Here is a 21,907-nt window from a genome sequence, read left to right on the forward strand (position 1 = left end):
CATGTACACGGAATTCACCAGAGAGAATGTCGCCAGGGGTTATGACACCAACACTGTTCTCAACGACATGCACGCCATCACGTTCTTTATACACGAAAATTTGATGCCCTTGACAGGCATAAATATTTTGCTCAAAGTGTGTCTATTGGAGGTGTATTATGCGAGCAACCATTGCCATTGATGATCAACTCTTGTCGGAAGCATTCAAGGTCACGGGAGTAAAGACCAAAAAAGAGCTTGTGGACATTTCCCTGCGCGAACTGATTCGCAAAAAACGGCTAGAGCAGCTCGCCGGAATGTATGGCTCCCAGGCCGTGACCATCTCACAAGAGGAACTGGAGGAATACCGTGCCGGGGATGAATAGGCCGTTTTTTCTGGATACGACGGTATGGATTCATTTTTTGCGCGGGGCCGGCAAGAATATCGAAGAGCGAGTCACCTCGCTGCTCATGGCCGACAACCTGGTCACTTCCAGGATCGTCATCCTGGAACTCCTGCGCGGTGCCCGTTCCCGCAAGGAATATGCCTCACTGCAAGCTCGTTTTTCCGCAGTGCGCTGTTTGGAAATGACCGATTCGATCTGGGAGCGGGCCGGGAAGACCGCCTATCTCCTCCGCAAGGAAGGGGTGAACGTTCCCTTGACCGACACGTTGATCGCCGTCCTTGCTCTGCACAATGAAATGATTTTGCTGCATGACGACCGTCACTATGAAATGATCGCGTCGGTTGTTGATCTGCGGCAACAATACCTGAAACCGGCGCTATAGTGAGCAACCGCCCCCATGATCCCCTTATGATCCCCCCCATCCTCTCCTTCCAGCTCTAACAGGAGTTTAGCAGATCGCACCTAGTTTTTTTGAAATAATTTGAAATTCCGGCATATTATCCGGAAAATTCGTAACTGCTCAATAAGGCAGGGCAACCAACCACCGCGGATCCGTGCTGCCTGGATACCGGCCTGCGCCGGTATGACGGAGTGGAGTACCTCGAAAGCGAGTTCTCTCGGTCGTCACCCCGGCGCAGGCCGGGGTCCAGGTGATTTTTCTAGGATTCACTGCCCGGAGTTATTGAGTAGTTAGGGGTATAGAAAATACTAATTTACCGTTATTGGCTGGATGAGGATATCGTACAGTGAGAATTTTGAGGAGCGCTTCAAACGTTGCTCAAGGGCGGCCTTCTCCTTTCTGCAAAGAGTGACACCTTTTTCATAAACACTGCTCATCAGATTCACCGTGGCACGAAAACCTTTCCAAACAAAATTAGCGGTTCTGTTTATAACAGCTATTGGCGTATCCAACAGGTAACCATTCCATGATTTTTCAAGCCCAGCCCAATAGCGCTCAATTGCATTGTACTTGCTATGATAAGGCGGATAGTAAGTGAGCCGGACAGTGAGTTGTGTCATGTCGGCAAACTCAACCATGCGTAACAAAAACTGACTGCGGCGCCCACTGCACTCCGGACCGTTGTCCATATTGACCACAAGATTTGTCACTTTTGAAAAATGCTGCTTTGCCTTATTTTCATTCCACCAAAGCAGAAGCCCATCAACCATAAAATCGCTAGTTTTGTTGCTGTTGGTGTAAAAAATGAAGGCTTTGCCAGTCACTGGTTCAAGAATGCCGCCAGGAACAAGTTTTTCCTTGGTGTACATGTCATGATCCAATGCCTTGACGGCCTTAAGGCCACGGGACTGACCTCTTCTTGAATATTCGCCAACATGGACGGTCGCTTTCGTATCCATACTGATTCGCAACGTTGCAGGGTCCGCATCGGCCATCATATTCACCTCCCTGACGTTTGCGAAGATCGCATCGGTATCTGCCGTTTTTTTTTAACCTTTGTCTTTTCAACTGTGCGTAACCGATAACCGTGGCGCTCCAAAATGTTAGAAATTGTCCGCATGGTCGGCAATGCCTCTTCAGACCAGCCCTTTTCCAGCAAAGCGCCATATACTGTTTTTGCCGTCATGTTCGTATACAACAGCGTTGTTCGTAAATGTGATTCGGATTGGCAGTGAGGCTCCATGATTTCACGAATATCAGCAAGCAATTCAGGTTCTCTCTCCTCTGCCTTGGGCCTTTTCCGAGTAGAGATGTCATTCAAACATAAAAGCCCCGTTCGAAGTTCGTTCATGCCTAATTCGACCACGGAACGTCCCCAGCCAAATGCTTCTTCGGCGGCACGATGCTTGCCTTTGAGGAGCGATAAGGTCACATCTGCCATTGCTTGCCGTCGCAGGGGCCAAGGGATTAAGTTAACCAGGCGAGAGATTAAGGGTACGACTTGTTCAGGAACCTTGTTTTGTGTCAACGTCGATGTCTTCATGCATTGCACCTCTTTGGTTGAGATTGGTTGCATGAAAACATCATTAACGGTAATTTAGTATTTTCCAAGTCCCTTACGAAAATTCATCTAAAACTGTAGTGGAAATGTATAACAATCGCTCAATCTAGGCCTGGGTCTTTGGCAAGCGTGTCAAAGGATGACAAATGACGGCAGGTTCCATCAAAGTGCCAGCACAAAATTTGAGTGAACAACTCGGCGATGGACGCTCCTTTTGAATTTTTGCGGACTCTCCCGAAAAGCAGTTCAATCAAGGGGATGATCTGGATTGCATGCAGATACTCTCGTGAACAAGTTGATGCCGGCCCGGCTGGTCAAGGTCTCGTTGGTGGCCTCAACTTTTTTCACGACATGGGCCTTGTTGCGATTGTTCTTGGACATATTCTCCTCCATCCAGTGGGTGCATTTCCGTAATGGCCTGAATGAGAATAATTATAAACAAAAACAATATGTTATGCAAGAGAAACTGTGCTGAGAATGTATAACAATCGCTCAATCTAGGATGAAGTCTATTTCTCAAGAATTGCTAAGGGGCTTGGTCATGTCCGAACTAGTATGTTATTGTTTTTTATACACAAAATATGATATTGAACAGGATGTTCTTCAAAGCGGAAAATCTACTGCTTTTGGACACAGCCAAAAAGAGGCTGGGAGGGGTTGATTTTACTTGTGCGGATACTCGTTTTTTGGGGTGGGATTTTGAACACAACCTGGCGCGGAGCAAATCCAGACCGCTCCGAACACCCGGAACCTGCTTAACGTGCTTTATTTTCCAAATTCTGAGCGGCCAAAAAAGTAAATATCACGTACCAGGATTGACTTCCCTTCAGTTGCAATACATGTATCCCAAATGGAGAATATGAGCATGCAACAAATGGGACTGAGATTGCCGGCAGACGTTATTGCCAGATTGGACAACCTAGCCAAAGAGACCGGACGCTCCAAGGCATATTATGCCCGTGAAGCCATCCTTGAGCATCTGGATGATATGGAAGACCTCTATCTTGCGGAAAAGCGTCTGGAGGACATCCGGGCAGGCCGGAGCAGGTCTTACTCACTGGAAGAAGTAGAGAAAGAACTTGGCCTGGGCGATTAAGTTCGACGAACCGGCCAAGAAAGAACTGGCCAAGCTGGGACGGAACGCGGCGAAGGATATCTTGGATTTCCTCCGAACGCGCATCGCCACGGAAGAAGATCCCCGGCGCATTGGTGGACCGTTGCGAAAAGACCTGTCCGGCCTCTGGAAATATCGCGTCGGCGCCTTCCGAATTATTGCCGACATCCAGGAAGAAGAGGTCATTGTCCTGGTGGTCAGGGTTGCCCATAGAAGTAAAGCCTACGGCGGACATTAGCCTCCGCTTGGCCATGGCTTTGAGCCATTGCCTGCTATGCCCTTAACCTTTGCTTGGATGTCAATCAATCGCTTTCCATCTTCAGAAGAGGGAGTCAAGGAAAAAACTGAGAGACATTGGTGAATTCATGAAGTCTCAATTCCCTCAAGCCGGGACAACTTTTCCGCTTCAAGCTCTAAGGTTTGTCGGGAAATATGATCGAACAACAGCTTGGCTCCTTCGCCCAGATCGTTGCGCAAGGCTGCCTGAATAACATGGCGATGATGCACGAGAAGGTCCTGGCCCGTCATTAATCGCCACATCCGAAACGGGCTTTCTGTTTATCATCAAGCAGGTCACTACCTGAATCGGATACGTCTAAGGGTTCAGGGTGAAACAATAACACCTGTATCGCCCTATACGCTTATATTCTTTCTCCATGTCCTTCCTGCACGCCCAAATAGAGCGCATCACCTACGCCAACGAGGAAACCGGTTATGCAGTGGCCAAGGTGTATGCCAAAGGCCATGACGGCTTGGTCTGCGTTGTCGGAATCCTGCCTTCACCCAACCCAGGCGAAATTCTGAAGATGCAGGGCTGTTGGGAATCTCATCCCAAGTACGGTCAGCAGTTCAAGGTTCAGACCTGTGAAACAGTCCTGCCCGCTACGGCCAATGCCATTCAGAAACGAGGAGCATCCGCTTTCGGCTGATCTTCTTGTCGTCGACGAGGCATCAATGATCGATCAGGTGCTCATGTATCACCTGATCCAGGCAGTGCCGCTGGGCTGCGCCGTTGTCCTGGTCGGCGACATCGACCAGCTGCCTTCTGTGGGAGCGGGCAACGTGCTGCGCGACATCATCGCTTCCGGCGTTGTTCCGGTGGTTACGCTGAACGAGATTTTCCGCCAAGCCTTGGACAGCTCCATCATTATCAACGCCCACAAAATCAATGCCGGCCAAATGCCCGATCTTCAGCCCAGGAAAGATCCTGATGATTTCTACTTTATTTATCAGGAAGAACCGGAACAGGCACTGCAAGTCATCATCAACATGGTCAAGAACCGCATTCCCGCAAAGTTCGGATTGGATCCCATCAACGACGTCCAGGTGCTTTCGCCAATGCACCGGGGAATTATCGGCGCCGGCAACTTGAATCAGGTTCTCCAGGAGGCCCTGAACCCCACCGGTCCATGCGTTGAACGTGGAGCCCGGAAGTTTCGCGTCGGCGACAAGGTCATGCAGGTCCGCAACAACTACGACAAGGAAGTGTTCAATGGCGACATTGGCCGGGTGGTCCGTCTGGATCAGGAAATGCGTGAACTCATCGTCCGCTTCGATGGCCGGGACGTGCTCTACGAGTTCATGGAACTGGACGAACTGGTCCTGGCCTACGCAGCCACGGTGCATAAATCCCAGGGTAGCGAATATCCCGCCGTGGTCATGCCGGTGCTGACCACCCATTACATCATGCTCCAGCGCAATTTGATCTATACGGGGATCACCAGAGGTAGACGACTTGTGGTCCTGGTGGGTACGAAGAAAGCTCTTGCCATGGCTGTCAGGAACAACAAGACCGGGAAGCGGTTTTCAAATCTCGATGGAAGATTGCAGGGGATGGGTAGGTGATCAATGTTGCTGTGGTTCTATGAGTCGTAAATAATTGTTTATCAGTAAAGAGCAAATATTGACCGAATCGATTGAACCAATTCTGAAAGAGCTGTTAATTTCTAAATAAGCGAGTCCTGACGTGGGCTGATGAACGGTCCTGATTGCGGCTTGGCCAATCCAAACTGATTGCGCTTGAAAGCGATAGGGATCACAATGAAACCTGACTGTATTTCTGCAGGCCAAACGTAGTATCAAGATCACGCGCGAAAGGATTTAACCTCCATGAAAACAATTGGCCTTCTAGGTGGTATGAGTTGGGAATCCACTGCAACCTATTATCAACTTTTAAATCAGCAGGTCAAAGCCAAGTTAGGCGGGTTCCACTCAGCCAAGATCATCCTGCACAGTGTGGACTTCCATGATATCGAAAAGGAAATGAGAGCTGGTGATTGGGATAGGATTGGTGAACATCTGGCCGCAGCCGCCAAGGGGCTTGAAGATGCCGGCGCAGAAATACTTCTTCTGTGTACCAACACCATCCACAAGATCGCTCCAAGAATAGAAGAGGCAATTTCGATCCCATTTTTGCACATCGCCGATGCTACTGCCCAAGAGATCAAGCGATGTGGTCTTGATACCGTTGGTTTACTTGGCACCAAGTTCACTATGGAGGAACCGTTCTTGATCGACCGGTTCCGGCAACTTGGGATCAATATCCTTACTCCCATTACAGATCACCGCGAAACCGTCCATAGAATAATCTTCGAGGAGCTCTGCCTCGGGAAAATTACGCAAGAGGCAAAAAAGGCATATATGACGATTATCAGTGAAATGGAAGAGAGGGGAGCGCAGGGCGTGATCCTTGGGTGTACAGAGATTGGGAGTTTAATCAGTCAGCAAGATTCGTCTGTTCCGCTTTTTGACACGACATTCCAGCATGTCAATCAAGCTATTGAATTTATGATGAAAGGGGATTGATACAATCTATTCATCAACCAGGTTCCTCAGATGATCTCACCAAGGAACTATACTGTCCGCCGATTCCGGTCAGAGGACGTAGTCGGGGTAGCAGTCTGTTTTCGAGAAACCTATGGAGACAGTTATCCGTTAAAAGATTGCTACGATCCTCATCGGATTATCGAACTCACCAGGACTGGAAAACATATTTCGGCGGTGGCGGTGGAGGACAGCACAGGAGAAGTAGTTGGTCACTGTTCACTGCAATGCAGATTTCCCTGGCCTGTCGGTGAGTGCGGGCAGATTTCTGATGACAGGGCTGGGGTTGGGTCGTGCGAAAAACATGGGACTTGTGTGTGTACGTATGATTGATTCATGCGATTACGATAAGGCAGTGTTTTATGGGATGTTTGGTGCGCGGGTTTGACTTTGAAATTCAAGCAGAAAGGCAGGCTTCCATGAGAACTATTGGCAAGCGCAAGGAGCCGGAAATCAGTCTTGGTCCGCGCTGCCCCACCGAGGCGGAACGGGCATGGGTCAGGAGCATGGCCGAAAAAGTCCGTCTCCAGGTGCCCAAGGGCGTTTTTCGGTACGCATCCCATGAACAGGCCAACCAAGAATGGGAGGCCTGGATGGGCGAGACCATGGCTGCTATGGCCCAGGAGTCGCGTGATGAATAGAAACCCCCGGCCGGCAACGTGGGAAGACGTCCTGCATGTGGTACGCCTGCTTCAGAAGCATGGTGCGCGGTTCGTGCTGGTGGGCGGCTATGCGCTTGCCGCCCATGGATATGTCAGGGCTACCGTGGATATTGATTTCGGGGTGTCACCGGAACCGGAGAACTCCCGGAAATGGGTACTCGCTCTGTCCGAACTGCCCGACGGTGTGGCCAGGGAACTGGTTGGAGAGGACGACCCTTTCCAAGGCGACCATGCCCATACCATTCGCATCAATGATGAAATTACTATTGATATCATGCCCAACGTAGCGGGATTGAGCTTTGAGGATCTGCTGTCCCAAGCTGTCAATTTCCACTTGGACGACGTTGTCATTCCTGTCCTCGACCTGCAAGGACTTTACCGGACTAAAAAAAACAGCGTGCGGCCAAAAGACCAGGCCGATGCGCTGGTATTGAAAAAGGCCTTGTCGCGGCAAAAGTTAACCCTGTCTGGACGCGGTATTCCAATCTCGATGGAAGATTGCGGGGAATGAGTGGGTGATCATATGTATATCATCCTTGGCTAGACAATGACACCAATCGCCTGAGTCTTGCGGTCTAAGGACTCTGCTCCCAACCATTATAGTTTTATACTGTCCCGCCAGCCCTGCTATGATAAGTGCTCTGGGATGCAAGGATTAACTATGTTAGGGTGTTAGGATGTTAGGATGTTAACCTAAAATAACAAACACCATGTCGAGGGCTGCTCGGCATGGTGCAAATGGCGGGGTAAAATGCGGGGTAAAAACAGGGGGAAATAAAGAAAAACAAAAAACAACACATTGATAAAAAGGTAATTATTTTATGTTGTTGTCTTTGTTTTGTTAGTGCGCTGGGGGTGCTATGTCCGGCCTTTCACGCCGGTAACAGGGGTTCGAATCCCCTTGGGGACGCCAAGACAATTCAAAGGGTTGCGAGTAAATATGCTCGCAACCCTTTTTCTTTTCCAACCCTATTTCCAATCTCCAGGGCCAGTTTCCAACTTTTTCGCCTTTAGATTTTTCATGGCATGAATTTCCATCTGAGACGATTCTGGATCTCTCTCATCTCGGTCACACCATGTTCTCCGCATGCCTCACCGATCCCACACCCAGCCACCTCCAGACAGCACCCCCTTGTCGCCCTCAGCCCCAGAGTAGCCCAGCCGACCAACCCCGCCCTTGCCCCACAGCCCACCCCACGCCTGGAACGAGGTTGCTCCGGGGATATGGAGTTGATGTTCGGCCCGGTCCTCATGCAGCGACCGCCATCCCCTCGCCTCAGCCTGTCATGCCCGACTACTATGTACTTCTGGCCAAACCTTGGGCGTATGTCGGCACTCGCCCCAGTGCGTTAATATGCGTCCGAAAAGAGCCGTACCCGATCATCACACACAATAAAACCGATTTCCTTCATCGCTGCGGCACGATCTCGAGCTATCCAGCAGAACCCCTGCGATATTGGATTGAGATTGGCCCCCGTATACATGCTCCGGGCAACCGAAATCATTCGTCCCCTGCTCAAACCAAGGCATTTCGTCAAAGGTTCTCGATCATAAAAGAGGTCAATATACAATCTCAACAATACCTCGGTCTCATCGAGATGAATTCGATCAATACAAATCCTCTGCTTGTTTCCCTGCATATTATTTCCTTTTCCCCTGCATGAACGTCATGCTCCAGCAGATGAGATTTGTCCGCGCCTGCTGCACATGACTGTTGGGCTCACTCCAGCGATCAAGCATCGTCACCTTGCCAGTGGCACCATTCACCCGCACGCACATACCGCCCTTGAGTCGTTTGGTCGCTCTCAACCTTTCAAACAAGATTCGCATGATATGAGGGAAAAAAGATTTGCCATGACTTTCGGCTGCCTAACACAATCGTGCCCATTATCCGGAGGAAGGATGAAGCATTGGTGCTCGCTCGGGACAATTATTAATCAGTCAGGGCGGAGCAAAGCCATGCTTGGCTGTCCTGTGTATTTTGAATTGATCATTCGGATCAGGGGGCGCTTGTAGGGAGAGAAGTCGGTGCGTCCGGAGAAGGACGGCATACGGTCGAAACTGAAAATGACCCCGACCGTATGCTCATTTGTGGTGATTGGATACAGATCCCGAATCGTCTGCGATTTCGCGTCACAGAGACGTCCGCCGCGATGATCAAGGCTGTGCTTCTGTATTAACAGTTCAATCAGATCGGGCAAGCACCACCGCGGATCCGGATTGTCTGAGGCCAGGCGAGGCTGTCAGGAGTTTTTTGAGCAGGGACCTCATCTATTATAACTTATAAAAACTTTTAGATTAAGATTCGTTTGTAGGCTATAAGCGAACAAACTCAACCCGTCTGTTTTGAGCCTTTCCTTGCTCGGTCGCGTTGTCGGCTACGGGCTTGGAGGCGCCCCATCCCTTGGCCGTCAAACGATCCGGGCTGATTCCCCTGTCGATCAGGGCACGGACCACGCTTTCAGCCCGCTGCTGGGAAAGACGCTGGTTGAGTTCGGAGTCTCCGTCAGAGTCCGTGTGGCCTTCCACTGAGAAACGAAGGTCCTGGTGATCCCGCATGAGCTGAAAGACTTGATCGATGGTGGTCGAGGACTCAGGTTTGATGTCGGCCTTGTTCACGTCGAACTGGATTTCCGTGGTTGAAAAACTGCCTTCCGACATGACTCTGTCGTAAAGCGGCATGCCGCCTTCGGCCACGACCACGTTTCTGATAAACGCATTCGAGTTGGGTTTGGCATTGTTGGGACGCCCTCCGTGGATCAGGAAGCTGCGCAGTTCCTCTTCGAAACGGGGCACGTTCAAAACACGAACACCGTCGCAAAAGACGCGCAGTTCATGCTGATTGAACGAGAGTGCGAGGCGTCTCCATCCCGGCTGAAATCCGGCTCTGGTTTCGGAAGTGTTCCCTTCGGAAACGGCGCCGCCCCGCGATGAGTTCAGTATGAACCGCTCCCCGGTAATTCGCAGTAACCCGGATTTTCGTCCGTTGTCGTTGAAGAAGGTGAGTTCGTAGGCATGTTGCCTGAGATCGTTCATTAAATAGTCAAACTCAATGGTGAACGCCTGGGGCAAGTAGCTCTTTTCCCGCATGAGCGGCGCGACTTCCGTCCGGGTGACCAGGAGCGACAGGACGTTTCCCCCTTCGTGTGCGGCCACTTCCACACTGCCCTTTACCAGTCGCCATTGAGAGGGGAATTCGCCGGTCTTTTCGTATTTCAGGTTGTCTTCAAAAATGATCGTGGAACCGCGAAGGAATTCGGCCTGAGCATGAGCCGCGGTGGTTGCCAGGATGAGGACGACAACGCTGATGAAGAAATTCAGATAAACATGTCTCATGCTGTTTCCTTTTATGAAGGGATATACCTCACGTATTGCTGCGCATCGACTTTTGGGTTTCGTGCTGAAACTAGAAATAATCGTCTTCGTCGTCATCATGGATAAACACCTCGTGCAATTGCGTCATGTACGGAGTGACGGCCGTGATGTGCGACTGCGGGACGGATGCGAGTTGGACTTTTGTCTCCGAGAACATCTGGTATACGGGAGAATTCTTGAATGCCTCCCGTTGTTCCGGGTCCATGTCAGCCACTGATCTTTCAAATTCCGCGAACCGTTCCATTCCGACGGCGGCCATGTAGGCCCTGATGACGTACGCGTACGTTTCCGCATATGCACCCACGGAGGAATACCCGTGGCTCCCGACGATGCTCCGAATCTCTGAATTGCCGGCCATGGCCTCCATCATTATCCTTTTGGTTTCCTCGATGTTGTAGATGGCCATGTCGTCGCCGTCGTCCTCGTCTTCATATGCATCGTCGTCAAGCTCGCTGAAATAGGGAGCAAGCAATTTCGTCGTCTTGATGAACCGCTCCATCTCCGCTGAGGTAAGGTTCATCGCATGAGCCCCGCTGAAGACGAACAACGAGACAACCAACAGCACCATTGCTTTTTTCAACATCTGGACCTCCTTATCTGGTTGAGTGTGAAAAGAGGGACGGTCGCTGCCGTACATGGGCGCTGCTCTCGGCACATCCCGTTGTTGGACCGTCAAAATGGTGAAGCCGTTACATGCGTGAGAATGAGCTTTACGGCAACGCAGTATTGAATTGTCCAGCGACTGCCGTTTGACATGGCACGAAAGATGCCTGATCCCCAATAGTTTCATGTGGTGGTGGAGTCAAATCGACGTAACATCGACTTGGACTTGTCCGGTTGGTGTGAAGGATGATCCAAAAGTATGTTTTCCGCCAGCTAAGACGAAATAGTGCCAGGTTTATTTTTCTTGAATTGTCGACATCCAGGAAGAAGAGGTCACTGTACTTGTGGTCAGGATTGCCCATAGAAGTAAAGCCTACGGCGGGCATTAGCCCCGCTTGGTCTTGGCTTTGATCATGGCCTGCTATGCCCTTAACCTACGCTTGGGTTCAATAAGCCCAATGCGTTGACTACGGTTCCCGCCTGCAGTTAACAAGAAACAGCCCACTTCTTCAGCAGCCTGGCTTGGAGCCACGGCCACCTGCCCCTTACCTTAATCCTTGCTTGGATTAAGGGGCTTTTTTGTCACCTTGCGGGCAGTATCTTACGATATTCAAATGATATAAATCGAGATAAATCGACTCGGTATGGAGCCCGTCGTGATTGAAAAGGATGGCAGCAATGGATATGGGTCGACGTCGATCCCGTCATCTACGACAACTCCGACACGAAAAAGGAAGGGGTCACATACACCTACGACAAGCAGTTCGGATATGCCGTAGATCTTTGCCCACCTCGATGGTGGATGGATCACAGGTTCGGAAGGGCATGGCCGATGTATTCTCAAAAGGGCTTGAAAAGAAGCCAAATCTCTCAAGTAGGAAATCAAGAAATCAAGGAACTCTCCACGCAAAGATAGGCCAGTTGACGGTGGAACAGGATTTTTGGCGAATAACATCGGACGTTGAGACTGCCGGGCGGAAGGGGCTGACGTGGTCGAGCATCCGAGGTTCAGCATAGTGAGGCAGTGTGCGTGTTGGGCATTGGCCGCTGGAGGTACTATTATCAGCCCAGAAGTGAGTCGGGCTGAAAACATTTCTTGGATGCGGCTTATGGACACCAAGTATCTCCAGTCGCCATTCTTCTGGACTTGTCTAATGACCCTCTGGCTGGGCCGGAACGGGTGGGTCGGAGAAGCGTTCGTTCTGCAAAACAGATCTTATTAAACCAAAAAAGCTGTCCGGGCATCTAACGACGAGAGGCCCGAACAGCTTCATGAATGCCCTTGAGGCATTACACCTTACTAGTTATTTTCTCGATACTCGGGCTTGTTTTTCAATTCTTCCTTGGACATCTGAACGTTAACCCGGACATCGTCATCTTCCTTCTGGATGTTGACTTCATGAAAATCCAGAGCGACTTTGCGATCGTCGACTTCAATGACAACTTTTTCCACATCGCCTTGCTGAGTGATCAGCACTTTTTCAACGGACCCCACACTTTCCCTCTGCCGATCATAAACTTCGGCATCTTTCAGATCTTCCAAGGAAATCAGGTCACGCTCTTGCCCAACCATCGGCTGGGCTCTCTGTCCAGGCTGTCCAGGCTGTCCAGGTTGGCCGGGTTGGATGTCCTGCTGCATTTGCGGGCTTTGCTGGGCTCCGGTCTGCCCGGGCCCAGTGCCTCCCTGCTGAGCAAATACGGGGCTCATAGCCAATAAACCAATGATGATGCTTGCAAGTAATGTTTTCATGATAGAACTCCTTTGTCATAGGGTTTTATACATCCGGTGAAGAAGATTCTTTCAAGGATGTACATGCCGGCCGACCAAAATCGGCCGGTCAGGTTGTTGGATTGTGGAATAGGTCGGCCTCCCGGTGTTCAGCCGGAGGAATTACCGGCCAAAAAAAACCGCGCTGCCACAATCACCGCCTTCATTAGGGAGTAGTATATGATTATATTTTGCCTTGGGTATGGGGAGGACCACGTATTTGGTATCCACTCCTTGGAGTAACTGAAAGCTTCGGATATCGGCAGATTCCAGGAAATCCATACGATTATGAATAATTCAAACCGCAGATCTCCACCATGAATCAATGACCAAGGTGGACACGCAAAGGTCCCTCTTCATGCCGACGGCTTGACGAGACGAGTTGCTGACGTGGGACGGGGACGATGACAGGAGGTGAAACCTTGGGCGTATGTCGGCACTCGCCCCATACGTCCCTGACGGCACGAACATAGTATTCGTCAAATCTCTTGGGTTCGAGGCCGGTGGCGCTAGAGGAAGCCACGAGCCAAGCAAGCTCCAACGAGTCGCTGGTATTCGACCAATATCCGTAGCAGATCACGTTAAGCAAACTGCGGCACTGTGCAGAACCGTACAGGCCTGCAACTCATGCTTCGTCGGCAGCAGTCAGTTAGTATGACCTCCGAGGTGGCAAGCCCGGTTGCGGACCGCTGGCCTTCCAGTGCGGGCAGTCAAAATGCCGCGTGTCCCTCCTGAGGCAATCGTTTCTGGCAAATACCACGTAACCTTTGCTTGATGTTCCTCACAGAAGCACCCACTGCCATCTTGACTACCCGAAAAAAATGTTTCAGCATCCTTGTTACAAACATTTTATAACAAGGATGCTGAAATGGTTAACCCTTTCCAGGTAGAAACCTTGACTCCTGACAGTCCGTTTTGTGATCGAGAGGATCACCTGGACAGGCTGATTTCTTGCGCCCACAGCCATACAAACGTCATTCTTCATTCCCCCCGCAGGTGCGGAAAGACCTCGCTGGCCTTTCGGGTACAAGCCTTGTTACGCAACGAGGGACACGTGACCGTCTATTCTCAGCTTTTCGGAGTAGATTCTGTCGCTGATGCCGTGCAGCGCATGGCCAGGGATGTCCTTGAGGCGGTTCATGCCCGGGAATCACTGCTGGACAAGGGCAGGCGTTTTTTGAAGACATTTGGCTCCCTGCGTCCAGTGTTCAAGCCCAGCGGGGATGGCATGGCCGTGGGAGTGGAATTGACGCGAGAAGACCCACTGGAACTGCTGGATCGTCTTTGGGGGGATTTTGGCGAATTCGTGGCCTCGTCCGGCTACTCCGTAAACGTGGTCCTGGATGAATTTCAGGAAATCACCAGGCTCAAGGAAACAGGCCAAATCGAGGGCGTGATGCGGGGCAGGATTCAGGGGCTGAAGGCCTCGTTCTTTTTTCTGGGCAGCCGGCGTGGCATCCTGTTGGGTTTGTTTTCGGACCGTAAACGTCCTTTCTACCAATCGGCCCTGCCCATGCACCTTGGCCCGTTGCCCCTTCAGGATACGGTGGCGTTTTTGGAGTCCCAATTTGTTCAGGCTGGAAAAACATGCCCTGAGCAGGTCGGAGTGCGGATTGCCGAATACAGCGCATGCCATCCCTACTATATGCAACGCCTGGCCAGGGAGGTTTTCGAGATTAGCGGCCCCCAGACCACGGAAAAGGATGTCCAGCAGGCTTTGGTCCATGTGTTGGATACGGAGCGATATGTATTTGAAGCCATGCTTGCCAAACTCACGACCCAACAGATTCGCGTGTTGCGAACTCTGGCCCATGGTCCCGCGGAACTCCTTTCCCGTGAATTCTTGAACAGATGCGAACTTGCGCCAAGCAATGTCCAATACGCCAGGGAGCGATTGCGCGAAGACGATCTGATCGAAAAACGAGAAGACGGCGCATGGCAAGTGGTGGATCCAATCTTCTCAATGTGGTTGCGAAAGTTGTACGCAGGGGACTGATTCCCTATTCCCACAACGGGTGTTCGTGAATAACATCAGTGAAGCTTTGTAAGTATTCAGCACATACTTTGTGGTCACTCGCCAGAGCTGGATTCCGCTTTCGCCGGAATGACGTATCATGCCACGTCCTTTCCAGTTAAGTCATACCGGCGAAGGCCGGTATCCAGTCCGATTTTTCTTGGATGAGCTGAGTAGTTACGAAGCCTTCAGCGTAATCAAGGGCATTACCCAGGTGGAGCGGGAGATGTCCCGCCATAGTAGGGTAGGGGACAGCTGAATCTGTTGATTCAGACCCTGGAAACCCAGACGTCGGCCACAATGACCCATTGACACAACACCCTACCGACCAAACCATTCCCAAAGTTTGCCTTGATCTGCGTGGGGAATCTGTTTCGCATATGTGCGGCTTTCTTTTGCGTGTTCCCGGACTACAGGTCTTGACGGATTATGGTTAACAAGGGCAATTACATCGAGAAGTATGGTTGTGGAACAGTGCGTTGCAATATTTCTTGGAGATAACGCCTGATTTTCATGTTGCCGCAAGGGAGTTTTTCATGGGCGACACGAAAGGAAAGAAAGAAAAGGCCAAGGACAAGAAGCAGAAGGAAGTTAAGAAGGAGAAGCAAAAGAAAGGGAAGTAACTCACCTGTTTCCATGATCCCTCGCCTTGGAGCCTTTCATGCCTGACTCGACTCTATCCGCCACGACTTCTTCTCCGCACCCGCCACCTGACATAATCTTCAAGATTTTTTCGAGAACGCTCCCATCGGAATCTACACGTCCACTCCGTGTGGTTGTTTTTTTGACGGCCAACTCGGCCATGGCCAAGCTCTTCGGATCCGAAATAGGGACCTGGCTGTTACTGAAATACCGTTTCTGAAATGGGTGGTGCAGGCATTGTGACATGCCGCCTGCCCATCCTTACGGAGCAAAAAGTACGAGCGGAGCAAAAACGGTACATCAAGATCCCTCAACTCCCTTAACATTTACCGACTGGATGGAGAATGACGAACATGCCCAGCCCAGTATCTATCGGCATTATGCACTCCCTGCATGGCCCAATGGCCTTGAGCGAGGCGGCATTGGTGGATGCGGCGTTGTTGGCCTTAGAGGAGGTCAATGCCCGGGGTGGGGTGTTGGGACGGACCGTGAAGGCCGTGGTCGCGGATGGGAAGTCAGACCCTTTGGTTTTCCAGAGTCGGGCCAGGCAGTTGATCGAACAGGACGGCGTCCAGGCATTGTTCGGCTGCTGGACGTCCAGCTCGCGCAAGGCGGTCAAGAGCGTCGTGGAAGAAAAGGACTCCCTACTCTGGTACCCGATGCAGTACGAGGGTTTGGAGGAGTCGCCCAACATCGTCTATACCGGCAGTTGCCTCAATCAACAGGTCCAGCCGTTCATCCAGTGGGCGCTGGGGCACGGCCTGAAGCGTTTTTACCTGATTGGTTCGGATTACGTGTTTCCGCGAACCGCCAACAAGCTGATCCGGTCCATGCTCACGACGACGAGCGCCAGAATTGTAGGAGAAACCTACTTCCCTCTGTCCTGCGAGGATTTCGCCGACCTGCTGCCCAGACTGATGGAAAGTCAACCAGATGTGATCATCAATACGGTCAACGGGCTGGGCAACATCAGGTTATACGAGCAGGCGCTCTCCTCGCCAAACCTGAGTCCGTCTCTGGTGGTGGGCTCCATGAGCTGTTCGGAAATGGAATATGCGGCCATGACCAAGGCCCATGCGGATCAGAAGGTTCCGGGGCATGAGATGCGCCAACTGGCCTGTTGGAGCTATTTTCAAAGCGTGCAATCACCGGAAAATTCCCGCTTCCTGACGGCGTTTCGAGATCGCTACGGGGCGGACCGCGTAGTATCCGACCCCATTGTTACGGCGTATGCGCAGATTCACCTTTGGGCTGCCATTGTCAAGGCCACGCAGATCCTGAACCCTGGGGAGTTGAAGGATCATCTTTGCGGACATGTTCTGACCACCCCTATGGGTAATTTGGAGATCCTTTCAAACAACCATGTGCCGAGAAAGGCACGTATCGGCAGGGCCACTGCACAGGGGCAGTTTGAAATCATATGGGAAAGCGAGGAGTCGATAGCCCCGCAACCCTGGATGGGCGCGGAAGACGTGGACGGACCTGGCCGGTTTTTGCTGCTTGATCTCCTCCAGCAGCTCCCCCAGGAAGTGGAAGAGCAAAGCAGTCTGCAACGGGAGGTGGCCATTCGCCGGCAAGCGGAAGAATCGTTGCAACGCGCCAAGGATGCACTTGCGGCCACCGAGTATCTTTGGCGAACAACCCTGTCCAGCATATCGGACACCGTGGTACTCACCGACGACCAGTTTCGGATCACCTTTGTCTGCCCCAATGTACACTATATTTTCGGCTATACGGATACGGAAACCATGGCCCTGGGGACCATTCACAATCTGCTCCCCAATCTGGTCTATGACCATGAAAAGCTGGAACAACTCGGGAATCTGGAAAATTTGCACTGCACCATAGCTGATAAATTCGGCACAGAGCATGATGCCCTGATCGGGGTCAAAAAGGTGGATTTTCAAGGCCACGCCTACCTGTTCACCGTCCATGAGGCCACGGAACTCATGGAGTACACCCGCAAACTTCTTCTCGCACAGCGTCAAGCCGAGGCCGCCAGCATCGCAAAGTCCGAATTTCTCTCCAACATGAGCCATGAACTGCGCACCCCTTTCAACGGCATCATGGGCATGATGCAACTCTTACAGACAACTCCGCTGAGTGATGAGCAGAGGAAATTCGTCAGCGCGGCCATCCAATCCTCGGACAGGTTTGCCCACCTGCTTTCGGACATCCTTGACCTCTCCAGCATCGAAGCGGGCAAGATGTTCATCTGCCCTACGGAATTCCGCCTTGATGAGACGGTGGAATCCGTCCTGGAGCTTTTTGCGCTCAGGGCGAGGGAAAAGGGCATCTCCATGGAACGGTCTATTGATCCGGACCTGCCGGGAATCGTCGTGGGCGACGCGGTCCGGGTCAAGCAAATCCTCTTCAACATTGTTGGAAATGCCCTGAAGTTTACGCACCAAGGCATGGTCAGCATTCATCTCAGCGCCCTCTCCGCTGCCAAGGGAGGAGACGTACGGGTCATGTTCTCTGTCCGCGACACCGGAATCGGTATTCCCGACAACAAATTCAAGGATTTGTTTCAACCGTTCAGCCAGGTGGACGGCTCCGACACCCGTGCGCATCAGGGCGCGGGACTGGGGCTGGTCATTGTTCGCAGGCTTGTGGCATTGATGGGTGGGAACATTGACGTGGAAAGCGTTTTCGGCCAGGGAACCACGGTGCATATTGTTCTCCCTTTTGCTTTGCCGGTGGCCGGCGATTGCGAACATGACGCTGTTGCATCTTTTACGGGAGAGACCAAAAAGCACCTGAACATCCTCCTGGCTGAGGACGATCCCCTGAATCAGCTTTTCATGTGCTCCATCCTGGAAAAGCTCGGACATACCGCAACCCTGGCCCATAACGGTCAGGAGGCCCTTGATTTCCTGGAACATAACGACTTCGACTGCATTCTCATGGACATCCAGATGCCGGTGATAACGGGCGATGAGGCAACGAAAGCCATCCGTGAGTCAACGTTTCTCGGCGGCAAAAGAAACATTCCGATTATCGCCGTGACCGCGCATGCTCAACCCGGCGACCGGGAGCGATTTCTGGCTGTGGGCATGGACGACTACCTGAGCAAACCGGTGGGAGTCGATGATTTGGAGAAGATACTGGCAAAGCACACTGGCCTGTAACGCCTTCGTTTTTTTAATCAGAGTGAAGGATAAGCCGGTGGATAATAAGTTCCTTTCTTCAAAAACAGGCTTCGCGATCTCACTTCACAAATAATCGCAGAGTATTTCCGCTCATGACCTACCTGCACGCGCAAATAGAGCGCATCACCTATGCCAACGAGGAAACCGGTTATGCCGTAGCCAAGGTGCATGCCAGAGGTCATGAAGGTCTGGTCTGCGTGGTCGGTATTCTGCCGTCGCCTGCGCCTGGTGAGATTCCCAAGATGCAGGGAGTTTGGGAATCCCATTCCAAGTACGGCCCCCAGTTCAAAGTTCAGTCTTGTGAAACGGTCCTTCCGGCAACAGCTCATGCCATTCAGAAATACCTCGGCTCCGGACTGATCAAGGGCATCGGGCCGGTCATGGCAGGGCGCATCGTCAAGCTCTTCGGCGAACAGGCTCTGGATATCATCGAACATCAGGCCGAGCGACTGACTGAGGTCCAGGGTATCGGCAAGAAGCGCATCGACATGATCCGTCAGGCCTGGGAAGACCAGAAGGCCATTCGCGGTGTGATGATCTTCCTGCAGGGGCACGGCGTCAGTGCGACCTATGCCGCCAAAATCTACAAGCAGTACGGCAATGATGCCATCTCCGTCGTTCAGGACAATCCCTACCGGTTGGCCCAGGATATCTGGGGCATCGGGTTCAAGACCGCGGACAAGATCGCTCAGGCCATCGGCATTGCCCAGGATTCACCCATGCGTATTGATGCCGGGATCGTGCATGTACTGCATGAACTGGCCGATGAAGGCCATGTCTTCTTTCCCGATGAACCCCTCCTGGACAAGGCCGGGGAAATCCTGGAGGTGGATCGCGCTCTGCTGGAACCGGGTATTGCGCGTTTGGCCGGTGAACGACGCATTGTTTTAGAAGAACAGGGCGAGTCCGGCAGACCTGTCTATCTGGCCAAGTTTCATCACTGCGAGGTGGGAACGGCGCGGCGATTGTCCCTGCTGATCAATTCGCCCAGGAATGTGCGCCAGGTAGATGTGGGCAAGGCCCTGGAATGGGTCCAGAGCCAAATGAGCATGACGCTTGCCGACAAACAGCAAGAAGCTGTTCGGAGCGCCCTGACCGGCAAGGTCGTGGTGATCACAGGCGGCCCCGGAACGGGCAAGACCACCATCATTCGGTCTATTCTGAGCATTTATTCCCGGCTGACCAAGCGTATCCTGCTGGCAGCGCCTACGGGCAGGGCAGCGAAGCGAATGAGCGAGGCCACGGGACATGAGGCCAAAACCATTCACCGGCTTTTGGAATTCAGCCCAGGCCATGGTTCGTTCAAGCACAACGAAGAAAAAAACTTGCCCGCTGATCTTCTGGTCGTCGACGAGGCATCGATGATCGACCAGGTGCTCATGTATCATCTGATTCAAGCCGTGCCGCTGGGCTGTGCCGTTGTTCTGGTCGGCGACATCGACCAGTTGCCTTCTGTGGGCGCTGGCAACGTCCTGCGCGACATCATCGTTTCCGGCGTCGTTCCGGTGGTTACCCTCAACGAGATTTTCCGCCAAGCCTTGGACAGCTCCATCATCATCAACGCCCACAAAATCAATGCCGGCCAAATGCCTGATCTTCAGCCCAGGAAAGATCCTGATGATTTCTACTTCATTTATCAGGAAGAACCGGAACTGGCTCTGCAAGTCATCATCAACATGGTCAAGAACCGCATTCCTGCAAAGTTCGGATTGGACCCGATCAACGATATCCAGGTGCTTTCGCCGATGCACCGGGGGGTTATCGGCGCCGGCAATCTGAACCAGGTTCTCCAGGAGGCTCTGAACCCCGGCGGTTCATGTGTTGAACGCGGAGCCAGGAAGTTTCGCGTCGGCGACAAGGTCATGCAGATCCGCAACAACTACGACAAGGAAGTGTTCAACGGCGACATTGGCCGGGTGGCCCGTCTGGATCAGGAAATGCGCGAACTCATCGTCAGATTTGACGGCAGGGACGTGCTTTACGAGTTCATGGAACTGGACGAACTGGTCCTGGCCTATGCCGCCACGGTGCATAAATCCCAGGGTAGCGAATACCCTGCCGTGGTCATGCCGGTCCTGACCACCCACTACATCATGCTCCAGCGCAATTTGATCTATACGGGCATCACCAGAGGGAGACGACTTATGGTCCTTGTGGGAACGAAGAAAGCTCTGGCCATGGCTGTCAAGAACAACAAGACCGGGAAGCGGTTTTCAAATCTCGATGGTAGATTGCAGGTAATGGGTTTTGGGGGGGTGGCGTAGACTTAAACTCTGCTGTTGATATCCAGTTCCTGGACATAATCCCGCTCGACGCTGGGCCAGGGACGAAATGATCAAAGATGTGGTGGCGGAGCCGGCAACGTGATCGATTTATCCTTCGTTCGCCGTAACTATTCAGCAGGTCCAGAAAAAGATCTGGATACCGGCCTTCGCCGGTATGACCAATATTGAAAGCTTGCTCCGATGTCATTCCGGCGAAAGCCGGAATCCAGTGCGGGGAAATGGTCATGCACAGCGTGTGCTGAATAGATACCGTTCGCCTTACAATACCGCTCCATGAATCGCCACCTTGAACTTTTTTTGCTTTTTGCACTTGGGGCTTGGAACGGACTGTTGGATAAGGACTTTTTCAAGACTCAGCTAAGGCACGGTTTTCATCAACTCGCACAGGAATTGACGGATGTGTTGCAAGGCATCAAAAAAAGCCGCCCCGTAGCGAGGCGGCTTTACTGTAATGCGTTAATGCACGTCGGTTAATGATTCGTATGCGCGGACATCATCGGGCATTTGCCCATGCGGCCCATTCCGGGTCTCATGCCTCGGCCGCCCATGCCGCGGCCTTTGCCGTCGGCTGCGCCGCAGCGGATCAAATGCCCTGTTTCTTCGTGAATGCTGCGGCGCAGGTTGTTTTTCATTCTCAAGGTTTCACCATAAAGCTGCGTGATTTCGTTTGTCACGGAATTGATGGCCTCCTGATTTGTCTCGGATGATGCCAGAAGAACATCCAGTTCCGCCTTTTTGGCGCGCATACGCAGATTGTAGGGCAAAACTTCCTGGCGATGGGACTCGATCATGCTCCTGACGGCTTGGCGCTGCTCCCCTGTCAGTGTTCCGTAAACAGGATGTGAACCCATGATCTGGTTTTTTGATGGCTCACCTCCGTGCTGATGTTGGGCCAGAACGGGAAAGGACAACAAGGAGATGATCAAAACTGCCGCGCTGATGGTGGTAATTTTCTGCATAACTGTCTCCGAAAGGTTGAAGTGAACATACACATGGCTATACCGCGACTAATTCCACAATCGTAACTACTCAGCTCATCCGATAAAAATCGAACTGGACACCGGCCTTCGCCGGTATGACTTAACTTGGAAAGGACTTGGTATGATACGTCATTCCGGCGAA

At 52.0% G+C, this 21,907-nt stretch carries 17 protein-coding genes, 1 tRNA gene and 2 pseudogenes; 13 read left to right on the forward strand and 7 right to left on the reverse strand.

From position 1 onward, the window contains the following. Positions 1-158 precede the first annotated feature (158 nt). The gene (locus tag ACYQ15_RS00220; protein ID WP_459935535.1) at positions 159-365 is read left to right on the forward strand and encodes a type II toxin-antitoxin system VapB family antitoxin; all 207 of its coding nucleotides are present in this window, start codon (positions 159-161) and stop codon (positions 363-365) included. Beyond that, positions 358-768, forward strand: coding sequence for a type II toxin-antitoxin system VapC family toxin (gene vapC, locus ACYQ15_RS00225; protein WP_459935577.1), 411 nt, complete (start codon positions 358-360; stop codon positions 766-768). The genes ACYQ15_RS00220 and vapC overlap by 8 nt, the downstream gene beginning before the upstream one ends. A gap of 326 nt (positions 769-1,094) precedes the next feature. Here vapC and ACYQ15_RS00230 read toward each other — a convergent pair. Beyond that, positions 1,095-2,362: pseudogene (locus ACYQ15_RS00230) on the reverse strand (ISAzo13-like element transposase-related protein). 231 nt (positions 2,363-2,593) lie between these two features. Further along, the gene (locus ACYQ15_RS00235) at positions 2,594-2,728 is read right to left on the reverse strand and encodes a hypothetical protein (protein ID WP_459935536.1); all 135 of its coding nucleotides are present in this window, start codon (positions 2,726-2,728) and stop codon (positions 2,594-2,596) included. A gap of 484 nt (positions 2,729-3,212) precedes the next feature. On the opposite strand from ACYQ15_RS00235, the gene relB reads away from it, so the two are divergent. Further along, entirely contained in the window at positions 3,213-3,443 is a 231-nt protein-coding gene (gene relB, locus ACYQ15_RS00240; RefSeq protein WP_459935537.1) for a type II toxin-antitoxin system RelB family antitoxin, read from the forward strand. Continuing rightward, complete coding sequence (locus ACYQ15_RS00245) at positions 3,427-3,699, forward strand: type II toxin-antitoxin system RelE family toxin (RefSeq protein WP_459935538.1); 273 nt, start codon at positions 3,427-3,429, stop codon at positions 3,697-3,699. Before relB ends, ACYQ15_RS00245 begins: the two co-directional genes overlap by 17 nt. Before the next feature lie 125 nt (positions 3,700-3,824). Here ACYQ15_RS00245 and ACYQ15_RS00250 read toward each other — a convergent pair whose 3' ends face one another. Then, the gene (locus ACYQ15_RS00250) at positions 3,825-3,989 is read right to left on the reverse strand and encodes a hypothetical protein (protein ID WP_459935539.1); all 165 of its coding nucleotides are present in this window, start codon (positions 3,987-3,989) and stop codon (positions 3,825-3,827) included. A 128-nt stretch (positions 3,990-4,117) separates the two neighbouring features. Here ACYQ15_RS00250 and ACYQ15_RS00255 point away from each other — a divergent pair, with 128 nt between their 5' ends. The 6 genes and pseudogenes from ACYQ15_RS00255 to ACYQ15_RS00280 all read left to right on the forward strand — a co-directional run bounded on the left by ACYQ15_RS00255 (position 4,118) and on the right by ACYQ15_RS00280 (position 7,859). Next, on the forward strand, positions 4,118-4,390 hold the full coding sequence (locus ACYQ15_RS00255) for a YrrC family ATP-dependent DNA helicase (protein ID WP_459935540.1): 273 nt from the start codon (positions 4,118-4,120) through the stop codon (positions 4,388-4,390). Next, positions 4,362-5,306: pseudogene (locus ACYQ15_RS00260) on the forward strand (ATP-dependent DNA helicase); the annotation flags it as partial. The gene ACYQ15_RS00255 and the pseudogene ACYQ15_RS00260, both read left to right, overlap by 29 nt. 264 nt (positions 5,307-5,570) lie before the next feature. Further along, positions 5,571-6,266 carry an aspartate/glutamate racemase family protein gene (locus ACYQ15_RS00265; RefSeq protein WP_459935541.1) on the forward strand — a complete coding sequence of 232 codons (696 nt, stop codon included), beginning with the start codon at positions 5,571-5,573 and terminating at the stop codon, positions 6,264-6,266. A 437-nt stretch (positions 6,267-6,703) separates the two neighbouring features. Further along, the gene (locus ACYQ15_RS00270; RefSeq protein ID WP_459935542.1) at positions 6,704-6,925 is read left to right on the forward strand and encodes a hypothetical protein; all 222 of its coding nucleotides are present in this window, start codon (positions 6,704-6,706) and stop codon (positions 6,923-6,925) included. Next, positions 6,918-7,457 carry a nucleotidyl transferase AbiEii/AbiGii toxin family protein gene (locus tag ACYQ15_RS00275; protein WP_459935543.1) on the forward strand — a complete coding sequence of 180 codons (540 nt, stop codon included), beginning with the start codon at positions 6,918-6,920 and terminating at the stop codon, positions 7,455-7,457. Before ACYQ15_RS00270 ends, ACYQ15_RS00275 begins: the two co-directional genes overlap by 8 nt. 318 nt (positions 7,458-7,775) lie before the next feature. After that, a tRNA-OTHER gene (locus ACYQ15_RS00280) sits at positions 7,776-7,859 on the forward strand. Positions 7,860-9,262: 1,403 nt separating this feature from the next. Here ACYQ15_RS00280 and ACYQ15_RS00285 read toward each other — a convergent pair. The 3 genes from ACYQ15_RS00285 to ACYQ15_RS00295 form a co-directional block, all read right to left on the reverse strand. Continuing rightward, a complete protein-coding gene (locus ACYQ15_RS00285; protein WP_459935544.1) occupies positions 9,263-10,282 on the reverse strand; it encodes an OmpA family protein in 1,020 nt (339 codons plus the stop codon). A 70-nt stretch (positions 10,283-10,352) separates the two neighbouring features. Then, positions 10,353-10,904: a hypothetical protein gene (locus ACYQ15_RS00290; protein ID WP_459935545.1), complete on the reverse strand. Its 552-nt coding sequence runs from the start codon at positions 10,902-10,904 to the stop codon at positions 10,353-10,355. A gap of 1,320 nt (positions 10,905-12,224) precedes the next feature. Further along, positions 12,225-12,674: a PRC-barrel domain-containing protein gene (locus ACYQ15_RS00295; protein WP_459935546.1), complete on the reverse strand. Its 450-nt coding sequence runs from the start codon at positions 12,672-12,674 to the stop codon at positions 12,225-12,227. Positions 12,675-13,560: 886 nt separating this feature from the next. On the opposite strand from ACYQ15_RS00295, the gene ACYQ15_RS00300 reads away from it, so the two are divergent. The 3 genes from ACYQ15_RS00300 (at position 13,561) to recD2 (ending at position 20,764) form a co-directional block, all read left to right on the forward strand. Further along, complete coding sequence (locus ACYQ15_RS00300) at positions 13,561-14,688, forward strand: AAA family ATPase (RefSeq protein WP_459935547.1); 1,128 nt, start codon at positions 13,561-13,563, stop codon at positions 14,686-14,688. 1,013 nt (positions 14,689-15,701) lie between these two features. Further along, positions 15,702-18,479: a transporter substrate-binding protein gene (locus tag ACYQ15_RS00305; RefSeq protein WP_459935548.1), complete on the forward strand. Its 2,778-nt coding sequence runs from the start codon at positions 15,702-15,704 to the stop codon at positions 18,477-18,479. Positions 18,480-18,592: 113 nt separating this feature from the next. Beyond that, positions 18,593-20,764, forward strand: coding sequence for an SF1B family DNA helicase RecD2 (gene recD2, locus ACYQ15_RS00310; protein ID WP_459935549.1), 2,172 nt, complete (start codon positions 18,593-18,595; stop codon positions 20,762-20,764). Positions 20,765-21,255: 491 nt separating this feature from the next. Here the strand turns inward: recD2 and ACYQ15_RS00315 are convergent, their stop codons facing one another. Beyond that, positions 21,256-21,744 (reverse strand): periplasmic heavy metal sensor, encoded by a 489-nt coding sequence (locus ACYQ15_RS00315; RefSeq protein ID WP_459935550.1) that lies wholly within the window; start codon positions 21,742-21,744, stop codon positions 21,256-21,258. Between the last annotated feature and the right edge of the window lie 163 nt (positions 21,745-21,907).

It is taken from the genome of Desulfonatronum parangueonense (assembly GCF_054656975.1).